Source organism: Streptomyces sp. NPDC048461 (assembly GCF_055587105.1).
The window spans coordinates 15,817-38,806 of sequence record NZ_JBVJGW010000009.1 but is presented as its reverse complement, the minus strand read 5'-3'; the positions used below and the strand labels follow the sequence as shown (position 1 = coordinate 38,806).

At 72.8% G+C, this 22,990-nt stretch carries 23 protein-coding genes; 10 read left to right on the top strand and 13 right to left on the bottom strand.

Annotation, left to right across the window (positions count from 1 at the left end):
• Positions 1–2 precede the first annotated feature (2 nt).
• From ACZ6S8_RS17370 to ACZ6S8_RS17360, 3 genes are read right to left on the bottom strand one after another with little or no spacing between them, the layout of a single operon-like run.
• Complete coding sequence (locus ACZ6S8_RS17370; protein ID WP_469456587.1) at positions 3–1,751, bottom strand: L-aspartate oxidase; 1,749 nt, start codon at positions 1,749–1,751, stop codon at positions 3–5.
• The gene (panC, locus tag ACZ6S8_RS17365; RefSeq protein WP_469456585.1) at positions 1,748–2,740 is read right to left on the bottom strand and encodes a pantoate--beta-alanine ligase; all 993 of its coding nucleotides are present in this window, start codon (positions 2,738–2,740) and stop codon (positions 1,748–1,750) included. The genes ACZ6S8_RS17370 and panC overlap by 4 nt, the downstream gene beginning before the upstream one ends.
• The gene (locus tag ACZ6S8_RS17360; RefSeq protein ID WP_469456583.1) at positions 2,737–3,639 is read right to left on the bottom strand and encodes a Rossmann-like and DUF2520 domain-containing protein; all 903 of its coding nucleotides are present in this window, start codon (positions 3,637–3,639) and stop codon (positions 2,737–2,739) included. Before ACZ6S8_RS17360 ends, panC begins: the two co-directional genes overlap by 4 nt.
• 99 nt (positions 3,640–3,738) lie before the next feature.
• Here ACZ6S8_RS17360 and ACZ6S8_RS17355 point away from each other — a divergent pair, with 99 nt between their 5' ends.
• The 7 genes from ACZ6S8_RS17355 to ACZ6S8_RS17325 all read left to right on the top strand — a co-directional run bounded on the left by ACZ6S8_RS17355 (position 3,739) and on the right by ACZ6S8_RS17325 (position 7,827).
• On the top strand, positions 3,739–4,881 hold the full coding sequence (locus ACZ6S8_RS17355; protein ID WP_469456581.1) for a threonine aldolase family protein: 1,143 nt from the start codon (positions 3,739–3,741) through the stop codon (positions 4,879–4,881).
• 213 nt (positions 4,882–5,094) lie between these two features.
• Positions 5,095–5,280 (top strand): DUF397 domain-containing protein, encoded by a 186-nt coding sequence (locus ACZ6S8_RS17350; RefSeq protein ID WP_469456579.1) that lies wholly within the window; start codon positions 5,095–5,097, stop codon positions 5,278–5,280.
• Positions 5,281–5,360: 80 nt separating this feature from the next.
• A complete protein-coding gene (locus ACZ6S8_RS17345) occupies positions 5,361–5,960 on the top strand; it encodes a hypothetical protein (RefSeq protein WP_469456577.1) in 600 nt (199 codons plus the stop codon).
• Positions 5,961–5,973: 13 nt separating this feature from the next.
• Positions 5,974–6,141: a hypothetical protein gene (locus tag ACZ6S8_RS17340; protein WP_267723044.1), complete on the top strand. Its 168-nt coding sequence runs from the start codon at positions 5,974–5,976 to the stop codon at positions 6,139–6,141.
• 136 nt (positions 6,142–6,277) lie between these two features.
• Positions 6,278–6,781 (top strand): BlaI/MecI/CopY family transcriptional regulator, encoded by a 504-nt coding sequence (locus ACZ6S8_RS17335; RefSeq protein ID WP_469456574.1) that lies wholly within the window; start codon positions 6,278–6,280, stop codon positions 6,779–6,781.
• Positions 6,782–6,792: 11 nt separating this feature from the next.
• A complete protein-coding gene (locus tag ACZ6S8_RS17330) occupies positions 6,793–7,323 on the top strand; it encodes an amino-acid N-acetyltransferase (RefSeq protein WP_469456572.1) in 531 nt (176 codons plus the stop codon).
• Between the two features lie 165 nt (positions 7,324–7,488).
• A complete protein-coding gene (locus tag ACZ6S8_RS17325; protein ID WP_383932049.1) occupies positions 7,489–7,827 on the top strand; it encodes a histone-like nucleoid-structuring protein Lsr2 in 339 nt (112 codons plus the stop codon).
• Here ACZ6S8_RS17325 and ACZ6S8_RS17320 read toward each other — a convergent pair.
• A complete protein-coding gene (locus tag ACZ6S8_RS17320) occupies positions 7,806–8,384 on the bottom strand; it encodes an SCO3374 family protein (RefSeq protein WP_469456569.1) in 579 nt (192 codons plus the stop codon). The genes ACZ6S8_RS17325 and ACZ6S8_RS17320 overlap by 22 nt on opposite strands.
• A gap of 463 nt (positions 8,385–8,847) precedes the next feature.
• Here ACZ6S8_RS17320 and ACZ6S8_RS17315 point away from each other — a divergent pair, with 463 nt between their 5' ends.
• Both ACZ6S8_RS17315 and ACZ6S8_RS17310 read left to right on the top strand, forming a co-directional pair.
• Positions 8,848–11,373 carry an ATP-dependent Clp protease ATP-binding subunit gene (locus ACZ6S8_RS17315; RefSeq protein WP_469456567.1) on the top strand — a complete coding sequence of 842 codons (2,526 nt, stop codon included), beginning with the start codon at positions 8,848–8,850 and terminating at the stop codon, positions 11,371–11,373.
• Positions 11,374–11,943: 570 nt separating this feature from the next.
• Positions 11,944–12,588, top strand: a complete 645-nt coding sequence (locus ACZ6S8_RS17310) for a M23 family metallopeptidase (protein ID WP_469456565.1) — start codon at positions 11,944–11,946, stop codon at positions 12,586–12,588.
• A 48-nt stretch (positions 12,589–12,636) separates the two neighbouring features.
• Here the strand turns inward: ACZ6S8_RS17310 and ACZ6S8_RS17305 are convergent, their stop codons facing one another.
• From ACZ6S8_RS17305 to ACZ6S8_RS17275, 7 genes are all read right to left on the bottom strand, one after another.
• Positions 12,637–13,935, bottom strand: coding sequence for a LamG-like jellyroll fold domain-containing protein (locus tag ACZ6S8_RS17305; RefSeq protein ID WP_469456563.1), 1,299 nt, complete (start codon positions 13,933–13,935; stop codon positions 12,637–12,639).
• A 71-nt stretch (positions 13,936–14,006) separates the two neighbouring features.
• Positions 14,007–15,323 carry a two-component system sensor histidine kinase CseC gene (gene cseC, locus ACZ6S8_RS17300; RefSeq protein WP_469456561.1) on the bottom strand — a complete coding sequence of 439 codons (1,317 nt, stop codon included), beginning with the start codon at positions 15,321–15,323 and terminating at the stop codon, positions 14,007–14,009.
• Positions 15,324–15,335: 12 nt separating this feature from the next.
• Positions 15,336–16,043, bottom strand: coding sequence for a two-component system response regulator CseB (gene cseB, locus ACZ6S8_RS17295; protein ID WP_383929645.1), 708 nt, complete (start codon positions 16,041–16,043; stop codon positions 15,336–15,338).
• 111 nt (positions 16,044–16,154) lie between these two features.
• Positions 16,155–16,787, bottom strand: a complete 633-nt coding sequence (locus tag ACZ6S8_RS17290; RefSeq protein ID WP_469456984.1) for a hypothetical protein — start codon at positions 16,785–16,787, stop codon at positions 16,155–16,157.
• A 38-nt stretch (positions 16,788–16,825) separates the two neighbouring features.
• Positions 16,826–17,386 (bottom strand): SigE family RNA polymerase sigma factor, encoded by a 561-nt coding sequence (locus tag ACZ6S8_RS17285; RefSeq protein ID WP_319727094.1) that lies wholly within the window; start codon positions 17,384–17,386, stop codon positions 16,826–16,828.
• Positions 17,387–17,582: 196 nt separating this feature from the next.
• A complete protein-coding gene (locus ACZ6S8_RS17280) occupies positions 17,583–18,515 on the bottom strand; it encodes an HhH-GPD family protein (protein WP_469456558.1) in 933 nt (310 codons plus the stop codon).
• A 29-nt stretch (positions 18,516–18,544) separates the two neighbouring features.
• Entirely contained in the window at positions 18,545–19,153 is a 609-nt protein-coding gene (locus ACZ6S8_RS17275; RefSeq protein ID WP_469456556.1) for a phosphatase PAP2 family protein, read from the bottom strand.
• Between the two features lie 170 nt (positions 19,154–19,323).
• On the opposite strand from ACZ6S8_RS17275, the gene ACZ6S8_RS17270 reads away from it, so the two are divergent.
• Entirely contained in the window at positions 19,324–20,136 is an 813-nt protein-coding gene (locus ACZ6S8_RS17270) for a hypothetical protein (RefSeq protein ID WP_469456554.1), read from the top strand.
• Positions 20,137–20,205: 69 nt separating this feature from the next.
• On the opposite strand, the gene disA is transcribed toward ACZ6S8_RS17270, so the two are convergent.
• Positions 20,206–21,330 carry a DNA integrity scanning diadenylate cyclase DisA gene (gene disA, locus ACZ6S8_RS17265; RefSeq protein ID WP_351280081.1) on the bottom strand — a complete coding sequence of 375 codons (1,125 nt, stop codon included), beginning with the start codon at positions 21,328–21,330 and terminating at the stop codon, positions 20,206–20,208.
• Between the two features lie 150 nt (positions 21,331–21,480).
• Positions 21,481–22,893, bottom strand: coding sequence for a DNA repair protein RadA (gene radA / locus ACZ6S8_RS17260; RefSeq protein WP_383929658.1), 1,413 nt, complete (start codon positions 22,891–22,893; stop codon positions 21,481–21,483).
• Positions 22,894–22,990: the final 97 nt, after the last annotated feature.

Below are 22,990 nucleotides of genomic sequence, written 5' to 3'. Positions count from 1 at the left end.
GGTCACTGCTCCAGGCTCTGGGTGGTGAGGGGGTGTCGTACGGACGGGAAGTCCGCGGAGTCGGTGGGGGTGACGACCAGGGCCCGCTTCTCGGTCGCGGAGAGCCGGACGACGAGGTGGCGGCGCCAGTCGGCGTCGTCCCGGTCGGGGTGGTCCTCGCGCCAGTGGCAGCCGCGGGTCTCCACCCGCTGCCGGGCGGCGGCGACCAGGACGCGGGCCACGCACAGCAGGTTCGTGGCCTCCCAGGTGTCCACGCCCGGTTCGGCGGTCTTGCCGTGCGCCTCCAGCTCGTTCAGGGCGGTCGCGTACAGCCCTTCGAGGGCCTCGGCCGCGGTCCGCAGCGAGTCGGCCGAGCGGAGCACGCCCGCTCCGTCCGTCATGATCCGCTGGACCTCGTACCGCGCCCCGGAGGGCTGGAGCGGACCGGTCGCGGGGACCGGGACGCCGGGGCCGCTGCCGGCCGGCGGGGAGGCGACGATGTCGTCGGCGATCCGCTCGGCGAAGACCAGCCCCTCCAGCAGGGAGTTGGACGCCAGCCGGTTCGCCCCGTGCACGCCGGTGCAGGCGACCTCGCCGCACGCGTACAGGCCGGGGACCGTGGTCCGCCCCTGCAGGTCGGTGCGGACGCCGCCGGACGCGTAGTGCGCCGCGGGCGCGACCGGGATCGGCTCGGTCACCGGGTCGATGCCGTGCGCGCGGCAGGCGGCCAGGATCGTCGGGAAGCGCTGCTCCCACATCGCGGCCCCGAAGTGCCGGGCGTCCAGGTACATGTGCGCGGCGTCCTGCTCCTGCATGCGGCGCATGATGCCCTTGGCGACGATGTCGCGCGGCGCCAGCTCGGCCAGCTCGTGCTGCCCGGTCATGAAGCGCACGCCGTCCGCGTCGACCAGGTACGCGCCCTCGCCCCGCACCGCCTCCGACACCAGCGGCTGCTGCCCCTCGGCGTCCGGGCCCAGGAAGAGCACCGTCGGGTGGAACTGGACGAACTCCAGGTCCGAGACCTCCGCGCCGGCCCGCAGCGCGAGCGCCACCCCGTCGCCGGTGGACACCGACGGGTTGGTGGTGGCGGAGAAGACCTGCCCCATGCCGCCGGTCGCCAGGATCACGGCGGGCGCGTGGACGGCGCCCACCCCGTCGTGCTGGCCCTCGCCCATGACGTGCAGGGTGACGCCGGCCGTACGGCCCTGCGCGTCCTGCAGCAGGTCCAGTACGAGTGCGTTCTCGACCGTCTCGATGCCCGCGGCCTGCACCGCCCCGACCAGCGCCCGCGAGATCTCGGCGCCGGTGGCGTCGCCGCCCGCGTGCGCGATCCGGCGCCGGTGGTGGCCGCCCTCCCGGGTCAGCTCGATCTCGCCGGTCTCGGCGGAGGTGTCGAAGACGGCGCCCGCGGCCATCAGCCGCCGCACCGCGCCCGGACCCTCCGTGACGAGCAGCCGTACGGCCTCCTCGTCGCACAGGCCCGCGCCCGCGACCAGCGTGTCGTCCAGGTGCTGCTCGGGGGTGTCGCCCTCGCCGAGGGCCGCGGCGATGCCGCCCTGCGCCCAGCGGGTGGAGCCGTCGTCGAGACGGGCCTTGGTGACCACGACGGTACGGCGGCCGCCGGCCGCGCAGCGCAGCGCGGCCGTCAGGCCCGCGACGCCGGAGCCGACGACCACGACGTCCGCGTCGATGGACCAGCCGGGGGCCGGGGCGTGCAGCCGTATGCCGGTACCGGCGCCGGTGCCCGCGGTGCCTCTGCCTGGGGTGCTCACGAGTGTGCTCCGAACTCCAATGGGATGTTGTCGATCAGCCGGGTCGTGCCCACCTTCGCGGCGACGGCCAGGACGGCCCGCCCGGTGAACCCGGGGGCGGCCTCGGTGAAGTCCCGCGGGTCCACCAGCGCCAGGTAGTCCAGTACGAGCGGCGGCTCGTGGCGGCCCGCCTCCTCCAGCACGTGGCGCGCGGCGGCCCGTACGGCGTCCGGCAGCCCCGCGCCCGCCGCCGACACGGCGTGCGCGTCGGCGGAGGCGCGGATCTCGCCGAGCTTCGCCAGCGCCGAGGCCCGCTCGTCGCTGGCCGGGGAGGCCTCGGCGCGGGCCCGCAGCGCCGCCTGCGCGGCGAGCCGGTCCCGCCCGGCGAACAGGGCGCGGGACAGGGCCAGCGCGGTGCGCCGCTCGGCGGGGGAGAGGTAGCGGTTGCGGGAGGACAGCGCCAGCCCGTCCTCCTCGCGGACGGTCGGTACGCCGACCACCTCGACGGGGAAGTTCAGGTCGGTCGCCATCCGCCGGATCAGCGCCAGCTGCTGCGCGTCCTTCTGGCCGAAGAGGGCCAGGTCGGGGCGGGTGAGGTGGAGCAGCTTGGCGACGACGGTCAGCATCCCGTCGAAGTGCCCGGGACGGGTGGCCCCTTCGAGGCGCCCGCCCATGGGCCCGGCGCTGACCCGCACCTGCGGGTCGCCGCCCGGGTACACCTCGTCGACGGCGGGGGCGAACACCGCGTCGGCGCCCGCCTCCCCGGCGATCGCGAGATCGGCGTCCAGGGTGCGCGGGTAGCGGTCGAGGTCCTCGCCCGCGCCGAACTGCAGCGGGTTGACGAAGACGGTGACGACGACCTGGCCGTCCGGCCCGGCCTGCTCCCGCGCCGTGCGGATCAGGGTGGCGTGCCCCTCGTGCAGGGCGCCCATCGTCATCACCACGGCCCGGCGGCCGGTGCGCGGCAGCGCGTGGAGCTCGGCCGCGGTGTGCAGCAGCAGGCGGCTCATCGGTCGCCGTCCTCGTCCGCGAGCACCCCGAGGAGGTCCTCGGCGAGCTCGGGCTTGAGCAGACCGTGCGCCAGCGCCCGGTCGGCGGTGGTCCGGGCCATCGCCAGGTACCCGGCGACCGCTCCGGGCGCGTGCCGGCGCAGCTCCGCGACGTGCGCGGCGACCGTACCGGCGTCCCCGCGGGCCACCGGGCCGGTCAGGGCGGCGTCGCCGGAGCGCAGGGCGTTGTCGAGGGCCGCGCCGAGCAGCGGGCCGAGCATCCGGTCGGGGCGCTCCACCCCGGCGGTGCGCAGCAGCTCCAGCGACTGGGCGACCAGGGTGACCAGGTGGTTCGCGCCGAGGGCCAGGGCCGCGTGGTAGAGCGGGCGGTTCTCCTCCGCGATCCACTCGGGCTCGCCGCCCATCTCGATGACCAGCGCCTCGGCGGCGAGCCGCAGCTCGTCGGGGGCGGTGATCCCGAAGGCGCAGCCGGCCAGCCGCTGCACGTCCACCTCGGTGCCGGTGAAGGTCATCGCCGGGTGCAGGGCCAGCGGCAGCGCGCCGGCCCGGCGGGCCGGGTCGAGCACGGCGGTCCCGTACCGGCCGGAGGTGTGGACGAGGAGCTGGCCGGGCCGGACCGCACCGGTCTCGGCGAGGCCCTCGACCAGCGAGGGCAGCGCGTCGTCGGGGACGGTGAGGAGCACCAGGTCGGCGCGCTCCAGCACCTGGGCGGGCGGAACCAGCGGCACGTCGGGCAGGAGCCGCGCGGCGCGCCGCACGGACGCGTCGGAGACTCCGGACACGGCGACGGGCACGTGCCCGGCCTGCTGGAGCGCACGGGCCAGCGCGGGGCCGACCCGCCCGGCTCCGACGACGCCGACGGCCAGCCGGGCAGGGCGTGGCTGCTGTGATGGGTTCACGCGGGGAGGGCCTTCCGTTCCAGTCCGCGGGGGGTACCGGACGATACGCCGCCATGCTAGCCCCTGGCCCTTCTGGCCGGTCGGCGATGATCGGGAGCTATGAACGAGGACAGCGGCGAGCACGACGAGGACACCGCACGCACGAAGCGGCTGGTGGCGGCCTGGAAGGGGGCGGAGCGGACCCTGTCCCGGAGCCTCCTGGAGCCGACGGTGGGGGAGCTGCTGGACCAGCTCCGCGACGCCCCCTACCCCATGGACGAACCGGCCGACGTGTACGGCGACGGGGTGGTCGCGGAACTGGAGCGCAGGGTCGCGGAGCTGCTGGGCACCGAGGACGCGGCGTTCTTCCCCACCGGGACCATGGCGCAGCAGGTCGCCCTGCGCTGCTGGGCGGCCCGGACCGGCAACCCGGTCGTGGCCCTGCACCCGATGTCCCACCCGGAGCGGTGGGAGGGCGGCGCGCTGTCGGCGGTCTCCGGCCTGCGGGTGGCGCACCCGACCGTCGAGCCGCGCCAGCCGACGCCCGCCGAGGTCCGCGACCTCGCGGAGCCCTTCGGCACGCTGATGCTGGAGCTGCCGCTGCGCGACGCGGGCTTCCTGCTCCCCTCGTGGGAGGAGCTGGAGGCGCTGGTCGACGCCGCCCGGGAGCGGGACGCGGTGGTCCACTTCGACGGGGCCCGGCTCTGGGAGTCGACGGTGCACTTCGGCCGCCCGCTCGCGGAGATCGCGGCGCTCGCGGACTCCGTGTACGTGTCCTTCTACAAGTCGCTCGGCGGCCTCAGCGGCGCCTGCCTGGCGGGCCCGCGGTCCTTCGTGGAGGAGACCAGGGTCTGGCGCCACCGCTACGGCGGCCAGGTCTTCCGGCAGTTCCCGCAGGCGCTGTCGGCCCTGGCCGGCCTGGAACGGGAGCTGCCGCTCCTCCCGGCGTACGTCGCGCAGGCGCAGAGGGTGGCGCGGGCCCTGCGGGAGGGCTTCGAGGCGGCCGGGACCCCCTGGTTCCGCGTCCACCCGGAGGTGCCGCACACCCACCAGTTCCAGGTGTGGCTCCCGTACGGGCCGGACCGGCTGACCGAGGCGGGCCTGCGGCTGGCGGAGGACACCGGCCGGGTCCTGTTCCGCCGCTGGTCCGCCGACGGGCCGCCCGACGTGTCGGTGACGGAGCTGGAGGTGACGGAGCCGGGCCTGTCGTGGACGGCGCAGGAGGTCACGGAAGCGGTCGCCGCCTTCACGGCCCGCCTGTAGCCGCCGTCGGGGCGCGGGGCGCGGGGCGCGGGGAGCGGGGCGCGCCGTGCGGCTGCCCCGAACCGGCCCCGGGGCCGCCCCGCGCCCCGGCGCCGGGCACTCGGCGCGCCGGGTCCGACGCACCGAATTCCGCCAATGTCACCGGCCCGAAGCCGCCGCGGCGTTACCTTCCCTTCACAGGAATGACCGGCGACCGCGCCCGGAGGAGACACCATGACCGCTCAGCCCGTGTGGCAGAAGTCCTCGTTCTGCGACGAGGGGGACGCCTGCGTCTACGTCGCCGCGAGCCCCGGTTCGCTCGTGCGCGTCGCCGACCACGCCGACCCGGCGCACCTCGTGCTCGCCACCACCCAGGCCGCCTGGGCCGACTTCCTCCGCGCCGTCAAAGAGTCCGGCTGACCTGCGGCGTCGGCGGGGCCGCCGCGCCGACGCCGCTCATCATCAGGGGTTTTTGTCCGATTAGCGCGTATCGTCGGCCCATGCCCACGCCCTACGGATCCCGCGGCGGCATGGCGTTCAGCCCTGCTGAGCTGCACGTGCTCAGGCGCTCGCTCGCCCACGCCCTCCAGTCCTCCCCGGCCCCCCTGTCGGCCGCGGAGGTCCAGGACTGCCACCGCCTCGCGCGGTCGGTGGACGACGCGATGGCGGAGGCGGCCCGGCTCAGAGCCTTCCTCCTGGAGGATCTCGGACGCTACCGGGGTGCACTCCCCGGCAGCCTCTCCGGGTACCTGGAGCTGCTGCAGGACGCCCTGGCCGCCGGGTACGAGCCGGTGCCGGACGACCTCGCCGCGCTGCGGGCGCTGCGCGCCAACCCGCTCGCCGCCGCGCTGCTGGACCGGGCCAGGGCCGTCGCCGAGCGCTCCGTGCGCAGACGGCTCTCGACCACCCCCGCGCCCCGCAGCCGGCTCCTGACGCTCGCCGGGGGTCAGGGGGGCGGCCAGGGCGGCCGGCCGCCCGTTCCGGCGCCGCAGCCCAAGGACCGGCCGAAGCCGGAACGGCCCGTGCCCACGCCCGGCGAGGTGTTCCCGCCGCGCCGCAAGCCCACCCCGCCCCCGGCGGCCGGACGCGCCGCCGGGTAGCTACGCTGAGGGCATGGACTACGTTTCCGCGCTCGTGCCCCCCATCGTGATGGCCGCGTTCTTCATCGCTCTCGTCGTGACGATCGTGAAGACCCAGGGCGGCGCCAACAAGGCCAAGGAGGACGCGGCGGTCGACGCCGTGCTCGCCCGGGCCGAGGCCGCCCAGCAGCCCCGGAAGTAGTACTCCGAAGCCTTCGGGCACCCCGGGCCCTCCGGGCACCACGGGCGTACGGCCATCGCGGCCGTGCGCCCGATTTGCTGCGCGTTGCCGGCGGAATGGCCGGGCAATTCACCGCAATCCGCACTATCGTGCTGGTGTGCCTCGCCCCTTGGGAGATCTCGAAGACGCCGTCATGACGCGGGTGTGGCAGTGGAACCGCCCGGTCACCGTTCGGGAAGTGCTGGAAGACCTCCAGCAGGAACGGTCCATCGCTTACACCACGGTCATGACCGTTATGGACAATCTCCATCAGAAGGGCTGGGTCCGCCGCGAGGCGGAAGGACGCGCCTATCGATATACGGCGGTCTCCACCCGCGCCGCCTACTCGGCCGCGCTGATGAACGAAGCCTGGTCGACGAGCGACAACCCCGCGGCCGCCCTCGTCGCCTTCTTCGGCATGATGTCGGCGGAACAGCGCGAGGCACTCCGGGACGCCGTCCGGATCGTCCAGCACGACGACGAGGCGGCGGATGCCGTCATCGCGGCCGCGGATGCCGCGGAAGTCGAGGCCGCCGCCCCCGCCGCGCGAGAAGCCGCGCGAGAAGCCGCGCCGGAAGGGGAAGACGGCGCCGCCGAGCACCCCGCCGCTCCGGGGCGATAGCGTCCGGGCCCATGGGAGAGTTTTCCGCTGCACACGCAGAAACAGTGACGATCCGCCGTGCCCGCACCCGCGATGTTCCCGCGCTGCGCCGCCTGCTCGACCAGTACGTGCAGCAGCGGATCCTGCTCGACAAAGCGCCGGTCGTCCTTTATGAGGACATCCAGGAGTTCTGGGTCGCGGAACGCGACTCGGACCACGAGGTGGTCGGTTGCGGGGCTCTCCACGTGATGTGGGAAGACCTCGCCGAAGTGCGCACTCTCGCCGTGGACCGGGAGTTGAAGGGCGGCGGCGTCGGCCACCGGGTGCTGTCGCAGTTGTTGGAGACCGCCCGCGCCCTCGGGGTCAGCCGGGTTTTCTGCCTGACCTTCGAAGTGGACTTCTTCGCGAAGCACGGGTTCACCGAGATCGGCGAGACGCCGGTCGAGACCGATGTCTACATCGAGCTCCTGCGTTCCTATGACGAGGGCGTCGCGGAGTTCCTCGGTCTCGAACGGGTGAAGCCGAACACCTTGGGCAACAGTCGCATGCTTCTGCACCTCTGATCGATCCCCTCGGCTTTTCCGGTGTCCCACACACCCGCGGCCTATGTCCGAATCGCGCACGTTTCCCGCCCTGTTGCGCTCTCGAACCTCTCCCCGGGGGTTTGTGTTTTCCCCGCAAAAGCGGTTTCCTTTCCGCGTACTGCTTTTCGATGAAAGGAAATCCCGGTGGCACAGAAGGTTCAGGTCCTTCTTGTCGACGACCTCGACGGTGGCGAGGCGGACGAGACGGTGACGTTCGCTCTGGACGGCAAGACCTACGAGATCGACCTCACCACCGCCAACGCTGAAAAGCTCCGCGGTCTGCTCGACCCGTACACCAAGGGCGGACGCCGCACCGGTGGCCGTGCCAGCGCCACCCGCACCAAGGGCCGCGCCTCCGCGACGACCGGTAACCCGGACACCGCCGAGATCCGCGCGTGGGCCAAGGAGAACGGTTACAACGTGAACGACCGCGGCCGCGTCCCGGCCGAGATCCGCGAGGCCTACGAGAAGGCCAAGGGCTGACGGGTCCGGTGCGTGCGCCGCAATCGCGCCCGGTGGCATTCCGTCGCCGCCGCCGCGACCAGGCGTACGAGATCGGGCCCGCCCGCGGGCCCGGTGCCCTTCCCGGGAGCGGGGAGGGAGGGCAGCAGTGCCTCACACCCCTTCTCGGGGGGCCGCAGCCACACGGCGGCCTCCCGGGGGCCCTCTCCGGAGGGAGCTCCGGGCGGCTTCGGAGCAGTGATCCGGCCACCCTCACCCAGGGCGGTGAGATCCAGGGCGACCCCGCCCCACTCCAGCCAGTCGAGCAGCCCGTCCAGTTCGTCGGCGCTCCCGGCGGCCACCAGGAACCGCATCCGGCGTCCCATCAGGGCCACCGGTCCGGTGGCGACCGGCCTGCGCAGCAGGGCGGCCCCCGCGTCGGACGGCAGCTCCAGCACGTCGAACCGGGTTCCGGTGACGAGCTGGGCCGGCGGTCCGCCGGCGACGGTCCAGCCGAGCACCCGCTCGTACCAGGAGGCGTACGCGCCCTCCCCGGGCGGTACGCGGGGCGACGGGACGGTGACGCTGCTGACGGCCATGCCCGGAGCAACTCCCGAATGCCCGGGGGGTTACGGGCGGTGTGACGCACCGCACGCGGTCCAATGCGGAACGTAAAGATCCGCAGGGGTGGGGTCCCACATTCGGGACGCAACCGTGTTCGCCCTTAGCGGAGTGAACCGGGGCCACCGGCATGGAGTGTCCGTCCCGACGGGTAAGACATTCCTAGTGGATCGGGGCGACACGCTGATTTGTACGGCTCCCGTTCGCCATCGGCGTACACGCGTGACGGGTATCTGCCTGGCCTGCGGGAACATCGTCTCCCACTATCGGGTTGGAGCAGTTGTCGGCTGTTCAGGCCGGTTTTCCTCACCGACGTGGGGGTGAGCCGCGGACGGATGTCGGCAGTTGGAATGAGCTGTCCCGCCCCGCGGGACTAGCATGCGGAAGGACAGGGCGGGGACCGACCCCGAACTGCCCGACCGCTCTGAGGAGCGATAAACGATGTTCGAGAGGTTCACCGACCGCGCGCGGCGGGTTGTCGTCCTGGCTCAGGAAGAAGCCCGGATGCTCAACCACAACTACATCGGCACCGAGCACATCCTCCTGGGCTTGATCCACGAGGGTGAGGGTGTCGCCGCTAAGGCCCTGGAGAGCCTCGGGATTTCGCTCGAGGCTGTTCGCCAGCAGGTTGAGGAGATCATCGGACAGGGGCAGCAGGCCCCTTCCGGCCACATCCCCTTCACCCCGCGGGCGAAGAAGGTCCTGGAGCTGTCGCTCCGAGAGGCCCTCCAGCTCGGCCACAACTACATCGGCACCGAGCACATCCTGCTCGGCCTGATCCGCGAGGGCGAGGGCGTCGCCGCCCAGGTCCTCGTGAAGCTGGGCGCCGATCTCAACCGGGTCCGGCAGCAGGTCATCCAGCTGCTCTCCGGCTACACCGGGGGCGGCAAGGAGTCGGCCACGGCCGGCGGCCCGGCCGAGGGCACGCCCTCGACCTCGCTCGTCCTGGACCAGTTCGGCCGCAACCTCACGCAGGCCGCCCGCGAGTCCAAGCTCGACCCGGTCATCGGGCGCGAGAAGGAGATCGAGCGGGTCATGCAGGTCCTGTCCCGCCGGACCAAGAACAACCCGGTCCTCATCGGCGAGCCCGGCGTCGGCAAGACCGCCGTCGTCGAGGGCCTGGCGCAGGCGATCGTCAAGGGCGAGGTCCCCGAGACCCTCAAGGACAAGCACCTCTACACGCTTGACCTCGGTGCCCTGGTCGCCGGTTCCCGCTACCGCGGTGACTTCGAGGAGCGCCTGAAGAAGGTGCTCAAGGAGATCCGCACCCGCGGCGACATCATCCTGTTCATCGACGAGCTCCACACCCTCGTGGGTGCGGGCGCCGCCGAGGGCGCGATCGACGCCGCGAGCATCCTCAAGCCCATGCTGGCCCGTGGTGAGCTCCAGACCATCGGTGCCACGACGCTGGACGAGTACCGCAAGCACCTCGAGAAGGACGCGGCCCTCGAGCGCCGTTTCCAGCCGATCCAGGTGGCGGAGCCTTCCCTCCCCCACACGATCGAGATCCTCAAGGGCCTGCGGGACCGCTACGAGGCCCACCACCGCGTCTCCATCACGGACGAGGCCCTCGTCCAGGCGGCGACGCTGGCGGACCGGTACATCTCGGACCGCTTCCTCCCGGACAAGGCGATCGACCTGATCGACGAGGCCGGCTCCAGGATGCGCATCCGCCGGATGACCGCGCCGCCGGACCTCCGCGAGTTCGACGAGAAGATCGCGGGCGTGCGCCGCGACAAGGAGTCGGCCATCGACTCCCAGGACTTCGAGAAGGCGGCGTCTCTCCGCGACAAGGAGAAGCAGCTGCTGGCGGCGAAGGCCAAGCGCGAGAAGGAATGGAAGGCCGGCGACATGGACGTCGTCGCCGAGGTCGACGGCGAGCTCATCGCCGAAGTCCTCGCGACCGCGACCGGCATTCCCGTCTTCAAGCTCACCGAGGAGGAGTCCTCGCGACTGCTCCGCATGGAAGACGAGCTGCACCGTCGGGTCATCGGCCAGAAGGACGCCATCAAGGCGCTCTCCCAGGCGATCCGCCGTACCCGTGCGGGTCTGAAGGACCCGAAGCGCCCGGGTGGCTCGTTCATCTTCGCCGGTCCGTCCGGTGTCGGTAAGACCGAGCTGTCGAAGACGCTCGCCGAATTCCTCTTCGGCGACGAGGACGCGCTGATCTCCCTCGACATGTCGGAGTTCAGCGAGAAGCACACGGTTTCCCGTCTCTTCGGTTCGCCCCCCGGCTACGTGGGCTACGAAGAGGGCGGCCAGCTCACCGAGAAGGTGCGCCGCAAGCCGTTCTCCGTCGTCCTCTTCGACGAGGTCGAGAAGGCCCACCCGGATATCTTCAATTCCCTTCTCCAGATCCTGGAGGACGGTCGCCTGACCGACTCCCAGGGCCGGGTCGTGGACTTCAAGAACACGGTCATCATCATGACGACCAACCTGGGTACCCGGGACATCTCGAAGGGGTTCAACCTGGGCTTCGCGGCCCAGGGCGACACCAAGACCGGATACGAGCGGATGAAGGCGAAGGTCAACGAAGAGCTCAAGCAGCACTTCCGGCCCGAGTTCCTCAACCGTGTCGACGACACGGTCGTCTTCCACCAGCTCACCGAGGAAGACATCATCCAGATCGTCGACCTCATGATCGCCAAGGTCGACGAGCGCCTGAAGGACCGCGACATGGGCATCGAGCTGAGCGGTGACGCGAAGCTCCTGCTCGCCAAGCGCGGCTACGACCCGATCATGGGCGCCCGCCCGCTGCGCCGGACCATCCAGCGCGAGATCGAGGACCTGCTCTCGGAGAAGATCCTCTTCGGCGAGCTGCGTCCCGGTCAGATCGTGGTCGTCGGCAAGGAGGGTGAGGGCGAGGACGCCAAGTTCACCTTCCGCGGCGAGGAGAAGACGGCTCTGCCGGACCTCCCCCCGATCGAGGCCACGGGCTCCGGCCCGGACCTGTCGAAGGGCGCGTGACCGCCGCCTGACGGCAGCGGTACGGACGAAGGGGCGGCCCCGGAACCCAATGGGTTCCGGGGCCGCCCCTTTTCGCGCGCTGCGGGCCCTGCACGCCTCCTGGGCGCCCGCAGGAGGGCCGCCGGTCCCCGGGCAGGGGGCCGGCGCGTTCCCGGGGGCGTGCGGGGGCGCGTGGCGGGTGCGGTGGAGGAGGGCGCCCGGAAGGCGGCGACGCGGCGCCGCGGTGACGGGCGCAAACGGGCAGTGCGAAGCGGCGGCCGAGGGTCCCGGACCGGGCCGCCGAAGGTCCTCGGCCGGTGACAAGCCGCACAGAACAAATCGGACGTACTAGGCGGATTCGTAGATCCAAAGGGTCTCAAAACGGACCCTCCGCCCCAGCAGGGGGGCGGTCAACAGGTCCGAGAGCCCCGGCCCGGCTACGAGCCCGGGTAGTAACGGGGACGTTTGGGGAACGCCGGGGGCGCGGGTTACCAAGGTTGAGCCAGCCCGGCACGTGCTTGATCGTGCCGGGTCACTTCATGCCCGAAGAGGGCGTGACTCGTCCTGTCCCCGGCCTCGGAGGTCTATTTCATGTTCGCGAAGCGCGTCACTACCCGTCGTACCCGCATTGCCGTCGGCGTAACCACCTTCGGTGCGGTGCTGGCCCTCGGGGCCGGGGCGTCCGCCGCCTTCGCCGACACGACGCAGACCGCCCTGACGGGCACCGCCCAGCTGGTCGCCGAGCAGGCCTCCGCCCAGGCCGCCGCCGCCAAGGGTGCGGTCGCCAAGGGTGCGGCCGCCAAGGGTGCGAAGACCGGTCTGTGGGACAAGCCGGTCGAGAAGTACACGCTGTCCGCGACCTTCGGCAAGGGCGGCACCATGTGGTCGCACAAGCACTCCGGTCAGGACTTCGCCGTTCCCGTCGGCACCCCGGTCAAGGCCGCGGGCGCCGGAACCGTCGTCAAGGCCGGCCCCAACGGTGGCGGCGACGGCCCGGCCTACGGCAACGCCATCGTGATCAAGCACGCGAACAAGACGTACTCCCAGTACGCCCACCTCTCGCGCATCCAGGTCAAGATCGGCCAGAAGGTCTCCACGGACCAGCGGATCGCCCTCTCCGGCAACACCGGAAACTCCAGCGGCCCGCACCTGCACTTCGAGATCCGCACCACCCCGAACTACGGCTCCGCCGTCAACCCGGTCGCCTTCCTGCGCAACGCCGGCGTCCACCTCTAAACAGCGGTACGCACGCGCCGGCCGGCCGGAACCGTCGGCCGGCCCGGATCAGAGCAGGACCCACGCGCCGGTCGGCTTCACGGACGAGGACAGCTTGTTCTGGCGGACGGCGGCGACCTGCTCCGGCGACAGGGCCACACCGAAGGTGCGCATGCTGTCCATGGCCCCGTTCCAGGAGCCGGTCCAGTTGCCCTCGTGGCGGCTGCGGGCCAGCTGGAGCGGGCCGGGGGCGTTGTAGACGTCCGTGACCTGGCCCTCCGAGGCCTTCTTGCCGTTCACGTACAGGGTGATCGTCTTCTTGGCGGCGTCGTAGGTGCCCGTCAGCGTCGTCATCGTCTTCGTCATCTTCATCCCCTCCGCGGCGACGGTCTGCGTCGTGGAGTCGGCCCCCTGGTCGCTCGTCTGGACGCGGAAGATCCACGCGGGCTTGCCGTTCACCTCGTCCGAGCCCAGCTCGAAGCCGAAGGTCTTGTCGTTGCCCTGGCTGACGGCTATCTGGCGCCCCTTCGGGGAGCGGTTCCAGACGCGGGCCGAGACGGTGAAGCTCTTGGACGCGTCGACGACGCGCTTCTCCGCCTCGGCGTACGACTTCTCGTTGCCCTTCGTCCGCAGCTCGTAGTGCTTGTCGATCGCGAAGACGCCCGCCTCGGCGCTCATCTTCAGGTGGTCCTTGCCGCTGTGGTCCCGGATCAGGGTCGGGTCGCTGGCGACGGTGGGGGACTTGTCGACCGGGGCCTTGCTCTTGGAGCCGTCCGGCTTGGGGGAGGCCGATCCGGTGGCGGTCGGTGCGTCGTCCGCCACCTCCTGCGTCGAGTCGTCGTCGCCGCCCAGGAGAAGGAACGTTCCGCCACCGGCGAGCAGGGCCAGTACGGCCACCAGCCCGCCGATCGTCCACAGCCGCTTCCTGCGCCGCTCGGCAGCCGAGCGGTCGGCGAGCGCGTCCCAGTCCGGCTGGCCCGACTGCTGCTGCGCGAACGGCGCCGGCTGCTGCGCACCGGCCGGCGGCCACCCCCCGCCCCCCTGGTCGGCCGGGGCACCCGGGGCGCCGCCCGGGAACTGCTGGTAGCCGCCCGGCCGGTACGGTCCCGGCAGGTCCTGCTGGTACGGGTTCGGCTGCCCCTGCCCCTGCCCCTGCCCCTGCCCCTGGTCCGCCGGGTAGCCGTAGCCGCCCCCGGGCGGCGGCGCCGGGTAGCCGTAGCCTCCGCCCGGGGCGGGCTGCGGGCCCTGGTCGGCCGGGTAGCCGTAACCGCCGGACGCGGGCGGTGCCGGCGGGAACCCGTAGCCGCCGCTCCCCGGGGCGGGCTGCTCGGGCTGCGGGCTGCTGGGGGGATTCGTACCGTCGGTCATGCCACGGATGCTAAGTCACGCGCCCGTCGGGGCCTACGGCCCGGTACCGCTCGGGCACCGGACCGCGGCGCTCACTGCTGGGGGAGCGTGACGACCGGGAAGCTGCCCGTCGCCGTCGGCGCGTGCTCCGGGAGCCACAGCACCGCCACCGCGCCCGCCGCCGTCCCCTCGCGCTCGAAGCCGCCCGGGGCCGCCACGTTGCGGAACGTCAGCCGGGCGCCCAGCACCCGCGCCTGACCCTCCGCGATCGTCAGCCCCAGCCCGTGGCCCACGCCCGCCCGGTCCGTGGAACCGGTCCGGAAGCGGCTCGGCCCCTCGCGCAGCAGCGCCTCGGGGAAGCCCGGGCCGTGGTCGCGGACCCGTACGACGCGCCCCTCCACGTCCACCTGGATCGGCGGCTGACCGTACCGCGTCGCGTTGGCCAGCAGGTTTCCCAGGATCCGCTCCAGGCGCCGCGGGTCGGTGCTCACGATCTCGTCCGCCACGACCCGTACGGAGGCCTCCGGCATCAGCGCCCGCACCCGCCGGCTCACGAACTCGCCCAGCGCCACGTCCTGGAGCTCCGCCCGCTCGGACGCGCTGTCCAGCCGGGCCACTTCCAGCACGTCCTCCACGAGCGCGCGCATCGCCTGCGCCCGGTCGCGCACCAGCTCGGTCGGCCGCCCCGGGGGCAGCAGTTCCGCGGCCGTCAGCAGGCCCGTCACCGGGGTCCGCAGCTCGTGCGCGATGTCCGCGGTCACCCGCCGCTCGGCCTCCAGGCGCTGCTGGAGCGCGTCGGCCATGGCGTCCACGGCCCGCGCGAGGTCGTCGGTCTCGTCCCGTACGAGGCCCCCGACGGCGTCCCGCACCCGCACCTCGGGATCCCCGTGGGCCACCCGCTGCGCGGCCGCCGCGGCCTTGCGCAGCCGGCGCGAGATCTGGCCCCCGATGAGGACGCCGAGCGCCGAGCCGCCGATCACGACGGCGAGCGAGCCGACGACCAGCGCCTGGTCGAGGTCCCGGACCATGTTGGCGCTCTCCCGGAACTGGGTGTGCAGCGACAGCACCTGCCCGTTGCCGAGCGGCACCGCGGCCCACACCTCGGGAGCGCCCTTGCGGGTCTCCTGGACGTACGTCCCGCGCCGGCCGGAGCGCGCCTTCTCGCGCAGTTCGGCGGGCAGCTCTGGGTCGTTGAGCTTGGCCACCATGGGCGGCTTGCGCCCGGCCTCGGCGACCCCGGCCATGAACTGGACCCGGTCGAGCTGGGTCTCGCGCGCGCTCTCCAGCATCGACACCCGGGCAGCACTGTGCACCACCAGGCTCAGCGCCACCGCGGTGAGCGCGCCGACCGCGGCGATGGCGAGGGTGATCTTCCAGCGGATCCCCGTGCGCAGGGTGAAGCGCCTCATGCCGTCGTGGCCTCAGGCCTTCAGCTTGTATCCGAAGCCGCGGACCGTTTCGATCCGGTCCTGGCCGATCTTGGTGCGCAGCCGCTGCACGTGGACGTCGACCACCCGGGTGTCGCCGCCCCAGTCGTAGTCCCAGACCCGCTCCAGCAGGCGGTCGCGGGAGAGCACGGTGCCGGGCGCGGAGGAGAACTCCAGCAGCAGCCGCATCTCGGTCGGCGTCAGCGCCACGGCGGCGCCCGCCCGGCGGACCTCCATGCCCTCGGTGTCGACCTCCAGGTCGCCGAAGGCCAGGACCCCGCGCTCGCCGGAGTCGTCCTCGTCGCCCGACCCGCCGTTCTGCGGGCCGCCGGCGTGGCCGAAGCGGCGCAGCACGGCGCGGATGCGGGCGACCAGAACGGAGCCGTCGAAGGGCTTGGTGACGTAGTCGTCGGCGCCCGCCTCCAGGCCCAGCACCACGTCGATGGAGTCGGCGCGCGCCGACAGCATGATCACGGGGACGGTGGACTCGTCGCGGATGCGCCGGCACAGGCTCACGCCGTCCATGCCGGGCACCATCACGTCCAGCAGGGCGATGTCGGGGCGGTCGGCCCGGAAGGACTCCAGGCCGGACAGGCCGTCGGGCATCGCGGTGACCACGAACCCGTCGCGTTCCAGCGCCAGGGTGGTGGCCTCGCGGATGACGTCGTCGTCCTCCACGAACAGGACATGGGTCTCGGCCATGCGGGAGCCTCGCCTCGGTTCTTCTCTTCGCTCGGTTCTGCGGCGGTCGGTCGGACGGTCGGGTGGCCGGGTGGGTCGGGCGGCCGGCCGGCCGGGTCTTCGGACGGGCGGTCAGTTCTTCGGCGTGACCACCGGCGCGGGCTGGCCGCCGCCGTCGACCACGTTGCTGTACTCCGAGTGCACCCGGTCGTGCTCGACGAACTTCTCCCCGTTCCAGCGGTACGTGATCACGTCCTCGCCCGACGGATAGGCGAGCGCGTCGCTCTTTCCGTAGACCTGCTTCGTGACCACCAGGTCGCCCCGGTCGATCTCCGCGTAGACGGGTGGCTGCTCGTCCGAGAACACATTCTCGTACTTTCCGGAGTCCTCCCGGTACACGAACGAGCCGCGGCCGAGGGCGTCCGCGCAGGACAGCACGTTGACGACGACGTCGACGACGGGGCTGCCGGTGACCCGGCCGTAACTGACGTCGACCGGGTACTCCTTGCCCGTGCAGGGCTTGAGGTCGCGCTTGATCGCGTTGCTGACCTTGGGGTCGGCCATGAGGAGCCGTACCGGGTCCACCTTCGGGGCCGGCTTCCCCGACGCCGCCGAGGCGGAGCCGGAGGGGGCGGCGGCGGACGGGGCCGTCTTGGCCACCGCGTCGGTGCGCGCGGGACCGCCGTCGCGCAGGCCGGTGCCGCCGGTGGCGCAACCGACCGCGAACACGGCTGTGCCGACGAGGACGACCGTCCCCGCCGACATCAGCACCAGCGACCCACCGCTGCTCAAACCCTGGCCTCTCAGGCCGCGCACCGCTCACGCCCCTCGTACCGCATGGTGTGGTCACCGCGCTCCAGCGCGCGCATGTCGAGGTCCCGGCTCTCCAGTTCCTGCCGGAGGCGGGCCAGTGCGCGGTGCAGGGTGCTCTTCACGGTTCCCGCCGACATCCCGAGCGCCGCGGCCGTCTCCTCGGTGCTCATCTGCTCCCAGTGTCGCAGCACCACCACGCTGCGCTGCTTGGGCGCGAGCACCTTGAGGATGTCCATCAGCAGGGCGCGGTCGGCGCGCTGGTCGGAGCCGTCCTCGACGGAGGCGTCCGGGAGCTGCTCGGTGGGGACCTCTTCGAGCTTGCGGGCGCGCCACCACTCGGTCCGGGTGTTGATCATGACGCGGCGGAGGTAGGCGTCGGCCAGGGACTTGTCGGCGATGCCGTCCCAGCGGCCGTAGGTGCGGACGAGGGCGGTCTGCAGGAGGTCCTGCGCGTCGGTGGGGTCCGGGACCAGGCGCCGGGCGCTGCGCAGCAGCGCGTCCTGCCGAGTGCGTACGTACTCTTCGAATTCGAGTACCTCGCCGTGCGCCATCTCAGACCGCCTCCGTTCCGTCCAACCGCTCAACCGCTGCCTTACGGACTCGAAGGTACGGAGGGGTTGTCACGGGCCTGTGCGGGCCAGCCTTCGGTGGGCGCACGGACACCCATAGGTTGTGTAACAGTGCCCGTGAGCTGCGGGTTTCCCGGTCCGAAGCGGAATGAGGCAGTCAGCCCCGGACCGGTCCCCGTCAGGTGTGCGGCAGCCGGTAGAGACCGCCCGCGAGCGGTTCCACGAGCCCGTCGGAGACCAGTCCGTCCAGCGCCCGGGCGCGCTGCACCGGCTCGTCCCAGACGGTGTCGAGCACCGCCTGCGGAACCGAGCCCACCGCTTCCCGGAGCACCGCCAGGAGCTTGCCGCGCACCTGCCGGTCCGTGCCGGCGTACGTCTGCCCGCGCCGCGGCGGTCCGTCGTGCGCCGGCTTCCCGGCCAGCCGCCAGGCGCACAGCCCGGCCACCGGGCAGCGCGCGCAGTCCGGGCTCTTGGCGGTGCACACGAGCGCGCCGAGCTCCATCGAGGCCGCCGCCCAGCGGGCCGCCGTGTCCTCGTCCTCCGGGAGCAGGGCCCGGGCGAGGCGCCGTTCGGCGGCGGTGGTGGCGTTCGGCGGGTACTCGACCCCGGTGGCGGCCCGCGCGAAGACCCGCCGGACGTTGGTGTCGAGCACGGCGTGCCGCTGCCCGTACGCGAACGAGGCGACGGCCGCCGCGGTGTACTCCCCGATGCCGGGCAGCGCGAGCAGCTGCGCGTGGTCGCGGGGTACGTCGCCCCCGTGCCGTTCCGTTATGGCCAGGGCCGCGCCGTGCAGCCGCAGGGCCCGCCGGGGGTAGCCGAGCCGCCCCCAGGCCCGTACGGCCTCTCCGGGGGCGTCGGCGGCCAGGTCGGCGGGGCGCGGCCACCGGGCGAGCCACTGCTCGTACACCGGCAGGACCCGGCTGACGGGGGTCTGCTGGAGCATGAACTCGCTGACCATGACCCCCCAGGGGCCGGCCTCGGGGCGGCGCCAGGGCAGGTCGCGGGCGTGCTCGTCGAACCACGCGATGACGGGGGAGTGCAGCGCGCAGTCCGCGGCGGGCTGTGACGCGGTCGTCTGTGACACGGAGGTCTGTGATGGGGATGCAGTCATGGCAGACGGCATCCTGGCACGTTTCGCCCCTACCGCGCCGGGCCGGGACCGGTGAACCAGACGGCGGCGCGGACGCCGCTCGCCCGCATGGCCGCCATGACGGTACTGATCGGACCGGTCAGGACCAGGACGACGAGGGCGGCCACGGCGCCGCCCAGCAGCAGGCCGATCCCCACGTCGTGCGGGTAGTGCACGCCGACGAAGACGCGGGAGAAGGCCATCAGCAGGGCCACCGGCACGGTCAGCAGCGCGAGGCGGCGGACGGCCAGGGCCAGGGAGACGGCGGCGGCGCCGGCGATCGTGGCGTGGTTGCTGGGGAAGGACCAGTCGCCGACCGGCGGGCACGCGAGCAGCGAGGCGGCGGCCCCGGCGACGGCGCGGCAGGGCCGGTCCTCGTCCATGGTGGACTTCAGCGACTCGGAGGTGACGTACGCGAGGGCGGTGGCCAGCGGAGCCAGGACGGCGAGCGCCACCGTCCGGGGGCTGCGGCGGCCGCGCGAGCGCCACCAGACGGATATGAAGAGCACGGCGAAGACCAGAAGGCCGTACTCGGTCCAGACCTCGAAGGCCGACTGCACCCAGCCGGGCGTCGAGTGGGCGAAGTCGGTGATGTCGCGGTAGAGGTCGGAGCTGTCCATGGTCACCGACGGTACTCAAGGAAAAAGGGCACCCGCGTCAGTCTCCTGGCTGATTCCGGGCGTTCCCGGCGGGGTTCGGGGACTCCCGCAGGCTGATGATCGGCAAAACACGCCCGTTGCACGGCATGGGGGGCGCGGAACGGAGCGCGGACTCTCGTAAAGTTCCGTCCGTGGGATCTCTGCGCAATCCGGTCGGGCCGCTCCCCTCCTCCATCTACTGGCGACGGAGGGCCGTGCTGGCGTCCGTTGCCGCGCTCCTCGCGATTCTCGCCGTATGGGCCGTCAGCTCCGGCGGGAACGGGTCGAGTACGAACGGCAAGGGCCAGGGCCGCCCCGGCACCATCACGATCACCCCCGGCCCCTCGGGCACCGGGCCGGCGATCAGTCAGGCCCCGGGCGGCCGGACCGAGTCGGGCGGCGGCACGACCGGGTCCGAGGGCGGCGGCTCCGCGGGCACCGGCAAGAACGGCGAGCCGGGCGCCTCCCCCGGCGCGGGCACGGGCGGCGCGGCGGCGGCCGGAGCCGGAGCCGGCGGGGGAGGCGGTGGCGCGGCGCAGGTTCCGGCCGACTCCGCGCTTCCCACGTGCGCGGCGAGCGCCCTCCAGTGGGAGGTGAAGAGCGCGAAGAACGAGTACGAGGCGAACGAGAAGCCTCGGCTGGAACTGATCGCCCGCAACATCTCCGGAACGACCTGCAAGGTCGACCTCGGCCCGAAGCAGGCGATCCTGACGATCCTTCAGGGGCGCGACAGCAAGGCGGTCTGGTCCTCGGCCGACTGCCCGCCGGGCGCGGGCAACGTCTTCTTCCGCGTCCCCGCACAGGGCGAGACGAAGCACGTCCTCGAATGGGACCGCGCGTTCAGCGCCCCCAACCAGTGCCAGACGCCTCCGCCGGGCAGCGCGACCGCGGACACGTACGTGGTGGAGCTCAAGTCGCCGGGCATGCCGGTGGCCAACACCTCGTTCGTCCTGAAGCAGGACTGACGGCCCGTCTCCCCGGCCCGGATCCCGCACGGGCCGGGGGGACCGCGCCGGCCCGTGCGGGGGTGCGCCTCAGACGTAGCGTTCCAGGATGGACGATTCCGCAAGGCGGGACAGGCCCTCGCGGACGCTGCGCGCCCGCGCCTCGCCCACGCCGTCGACCGTCTGCAGGTCGTCCACGCTGGCCGCGAGCAGCTTCTGCAGCCCGCCGAAGTGCTCCACCAGGCGCTCGATGATGGCGCCCGGCAGCCTCGGCACCTTCGCCAGCAGCCGGTAACCGCGGGGCGACACCGCCGAGTCCAGGGTCTCCGGCGATCCGGTGTAGCCCAGGGCCTTCGCGACGATGGCCAGCTCCAGCAGCTCCGGGTGCGTCAGCGCGTCCAGTTCGGACAGGGCCTCGTCCACCGTGCGGGAACGCTTCGCCGTCGGCTCCGGCACGTAGTCCCGGATGACCAGCTCGCGCTCCTGCTCGATCCCGACCGTCAGCTCGTCCAGCTGCAGCGACAGCAGCCGCCCGTCCGTGCCCAGTTCGACCACGTACTCGGCGATCTCCGTCGCGATCCGGCGCACCATTTCCAGCCGCTGGGCGACCGCCGTCACGTCACGGACCGTCACGAGGTCCTCGATCTCCAGCGCCGACAGCGTGCCCGCGACCTCGTCGAGGCGCAGCTTGTACCGCTCCAGCGTGGCGAGGGCCTGGTTCGCGCGCGACAGGATCGCCCCGGACTCCTCCAGGACCCGCCGCTCACCGTCCACGTACAGCGCGATCAGCCGCATCGACTGCGACACCGACACCACCGGGAAGCCGCACTGCTTCGAGACGCGGTCCGCCGTGCGGTGCCGCGTGCCCGTCTCCTCGGTGTGGATCGACGCGTCCGGCACCAGTTGCACGCCGGCCCGAAGGATCTTGGTGATGTCCTTGTCGAGGATGAGCGCGCCGTCGAGCTTGCACAGTTCGCGCAGCCGGGTCGCGGTGAACTCCACGTCCAGCACGAAGCCGCCGGTGCACATCGCCTCGACGCTCTTGTCCATGCCGAGCACGATGAGCCCGCCGGTGTTGCCGCGGACGATCCGTTCCAGCCCGTCACGCAGCGGCTGACCAGGTGCGACCGCGCTCAGCGAGGCACGCATCATGGCTTCCTGCTTGGAGCTCGCGCCCGACTTTCCGGATGCTGCTGCCCCGTCCTTGGCTGCCACTGCACTCCTCGGGTCGCGGGTTGCGCCGCCTGCGTACGGCCGGGCGGACCATCCGGAAGTCTACCGGCGCGCGCTGCGGCCCCGCCGTTGCTTGGCCAGGTCCGCCCCGCGGGGACCCCGTACGGACGCCCTGACCAGGGGATCCGTCCGCTACTCGGCCGCCCGCTCCTTGGCCGGCGTACGGGAGCGACCGCGCGGCAGCACCCGCAGGGCGTCACCCATGTCGGCGACCTCCACGACCTTCATCCCGGCCGGGACCTTGCCCGGATCGGACGGTACGAGGGCGTGCGTGAAGCCGAGCCGGTGCGCCTCGGCGAGCCGGCGCTGTACGCCCGTCACCCGCCGCACCTCGCCGGCCAGGCCGACCTCGCCGATGGCGACGAGGTTCTTCGGGAGCGGCACGTCGCTGGCGGCCGACGCCAGGGCCAGCGCGATCGCGAGGTCGGCGGCCGGCTCGGTCAGCTTCACCCCGCCCACGGTCGCGGAGTAGATGTCGCGCTTGCCGAGCGCGGTGATCCGGCCGCGCTGCTCCAGCACCGCCAGCATCATCGACACCCGCGAGGTCTCCAGGCCGGAGGTGGTGCGCCGGGGCGAGGGGATCTGGGAGTCCACCGTCAGCGCCTGCACCTCCGCGACCAGCGGGCGCTTGCCCTCCAGGGTCACGGTCAGGCAGGTGCCCGGAACGGCCTCGGCGCGCCGGGTCAGGAACAGCCCGCTCGGGTCGGCGAGCCCGGTGATCCCCTCGTCGTGCAGCTCGAAGCAGCCGACCTCGTCGGTGGCGCCGTAGCGGTTCTTGATGCCGCGCACGAGCCGCAGCCGGGCGTGCCGGTCGCCCTCGAAGCTCAGCACCACGTCGACCAGGTGCTCCAGGAGCCGCGGGCCGGCGATGGCCCCGTCCTTCGTCACGTGTCCCACGAGCAGGGTGGACATCCCCCGCTCCTTGGAGGCCCGGATCAGCGCCCCGGCGACCTCGCGCACCTGGGCCATGCCGCCGGGCGCCCCGTCGATCTCGGGGGAGGCGACGGTCTGTACGGAGTCCAGGATGAGGAGGGAGGGCTTCACGGCGTCGAGGTGCCCGAGCACCGCCGAGAGGTCGGTCTCGGCGGCCAGGTAGAGGTGGTCGCTCAGCGCGTGGATCCGGTCGGCCCGCAGCCGGACCTGGCTCGCGCTCTCCTCGCCGGTGACGTAGAGCGTGCGGTGCTCGTCGCTGGCCGCCTTGGCCGCGACGTCCAGCAGCAGCGTCGACTTGCCCACGCCCGGTTCCCCGGCGAGCAGGACCACGGCGCCCGGCACGAGGCCGCCGCCGAGGACGCGGTCCAGCTCGTCGACGCCGGTGCTGCGCGCGGTCGCGGTGCGGCCGTCGACCTGGGCGATCGGCACCGCGGCGGTGGAGACGCGGCCGGCGGCGGTGGTGCGCACGGCGGGCGCGCCCATCTCCTCGACGGTTCCCCACGCCTGGCACTCGGGACACCGCCCGAGCCACTTCGCGGTGGTCCACCCGCACTCGGTACAACGGTAGGACGGCCGGTCCTTGGCGGATGAACGAGCGGTGCGGGCAGCCATGCGCCCCACGGTAGCCGCCCCCACCGACAACGCCGGCCGGGGCCGGTGGCGCGGGCCTGCTTCCGGCGGGAGGTGTGCCGGGGCCACCGGGTCGGGC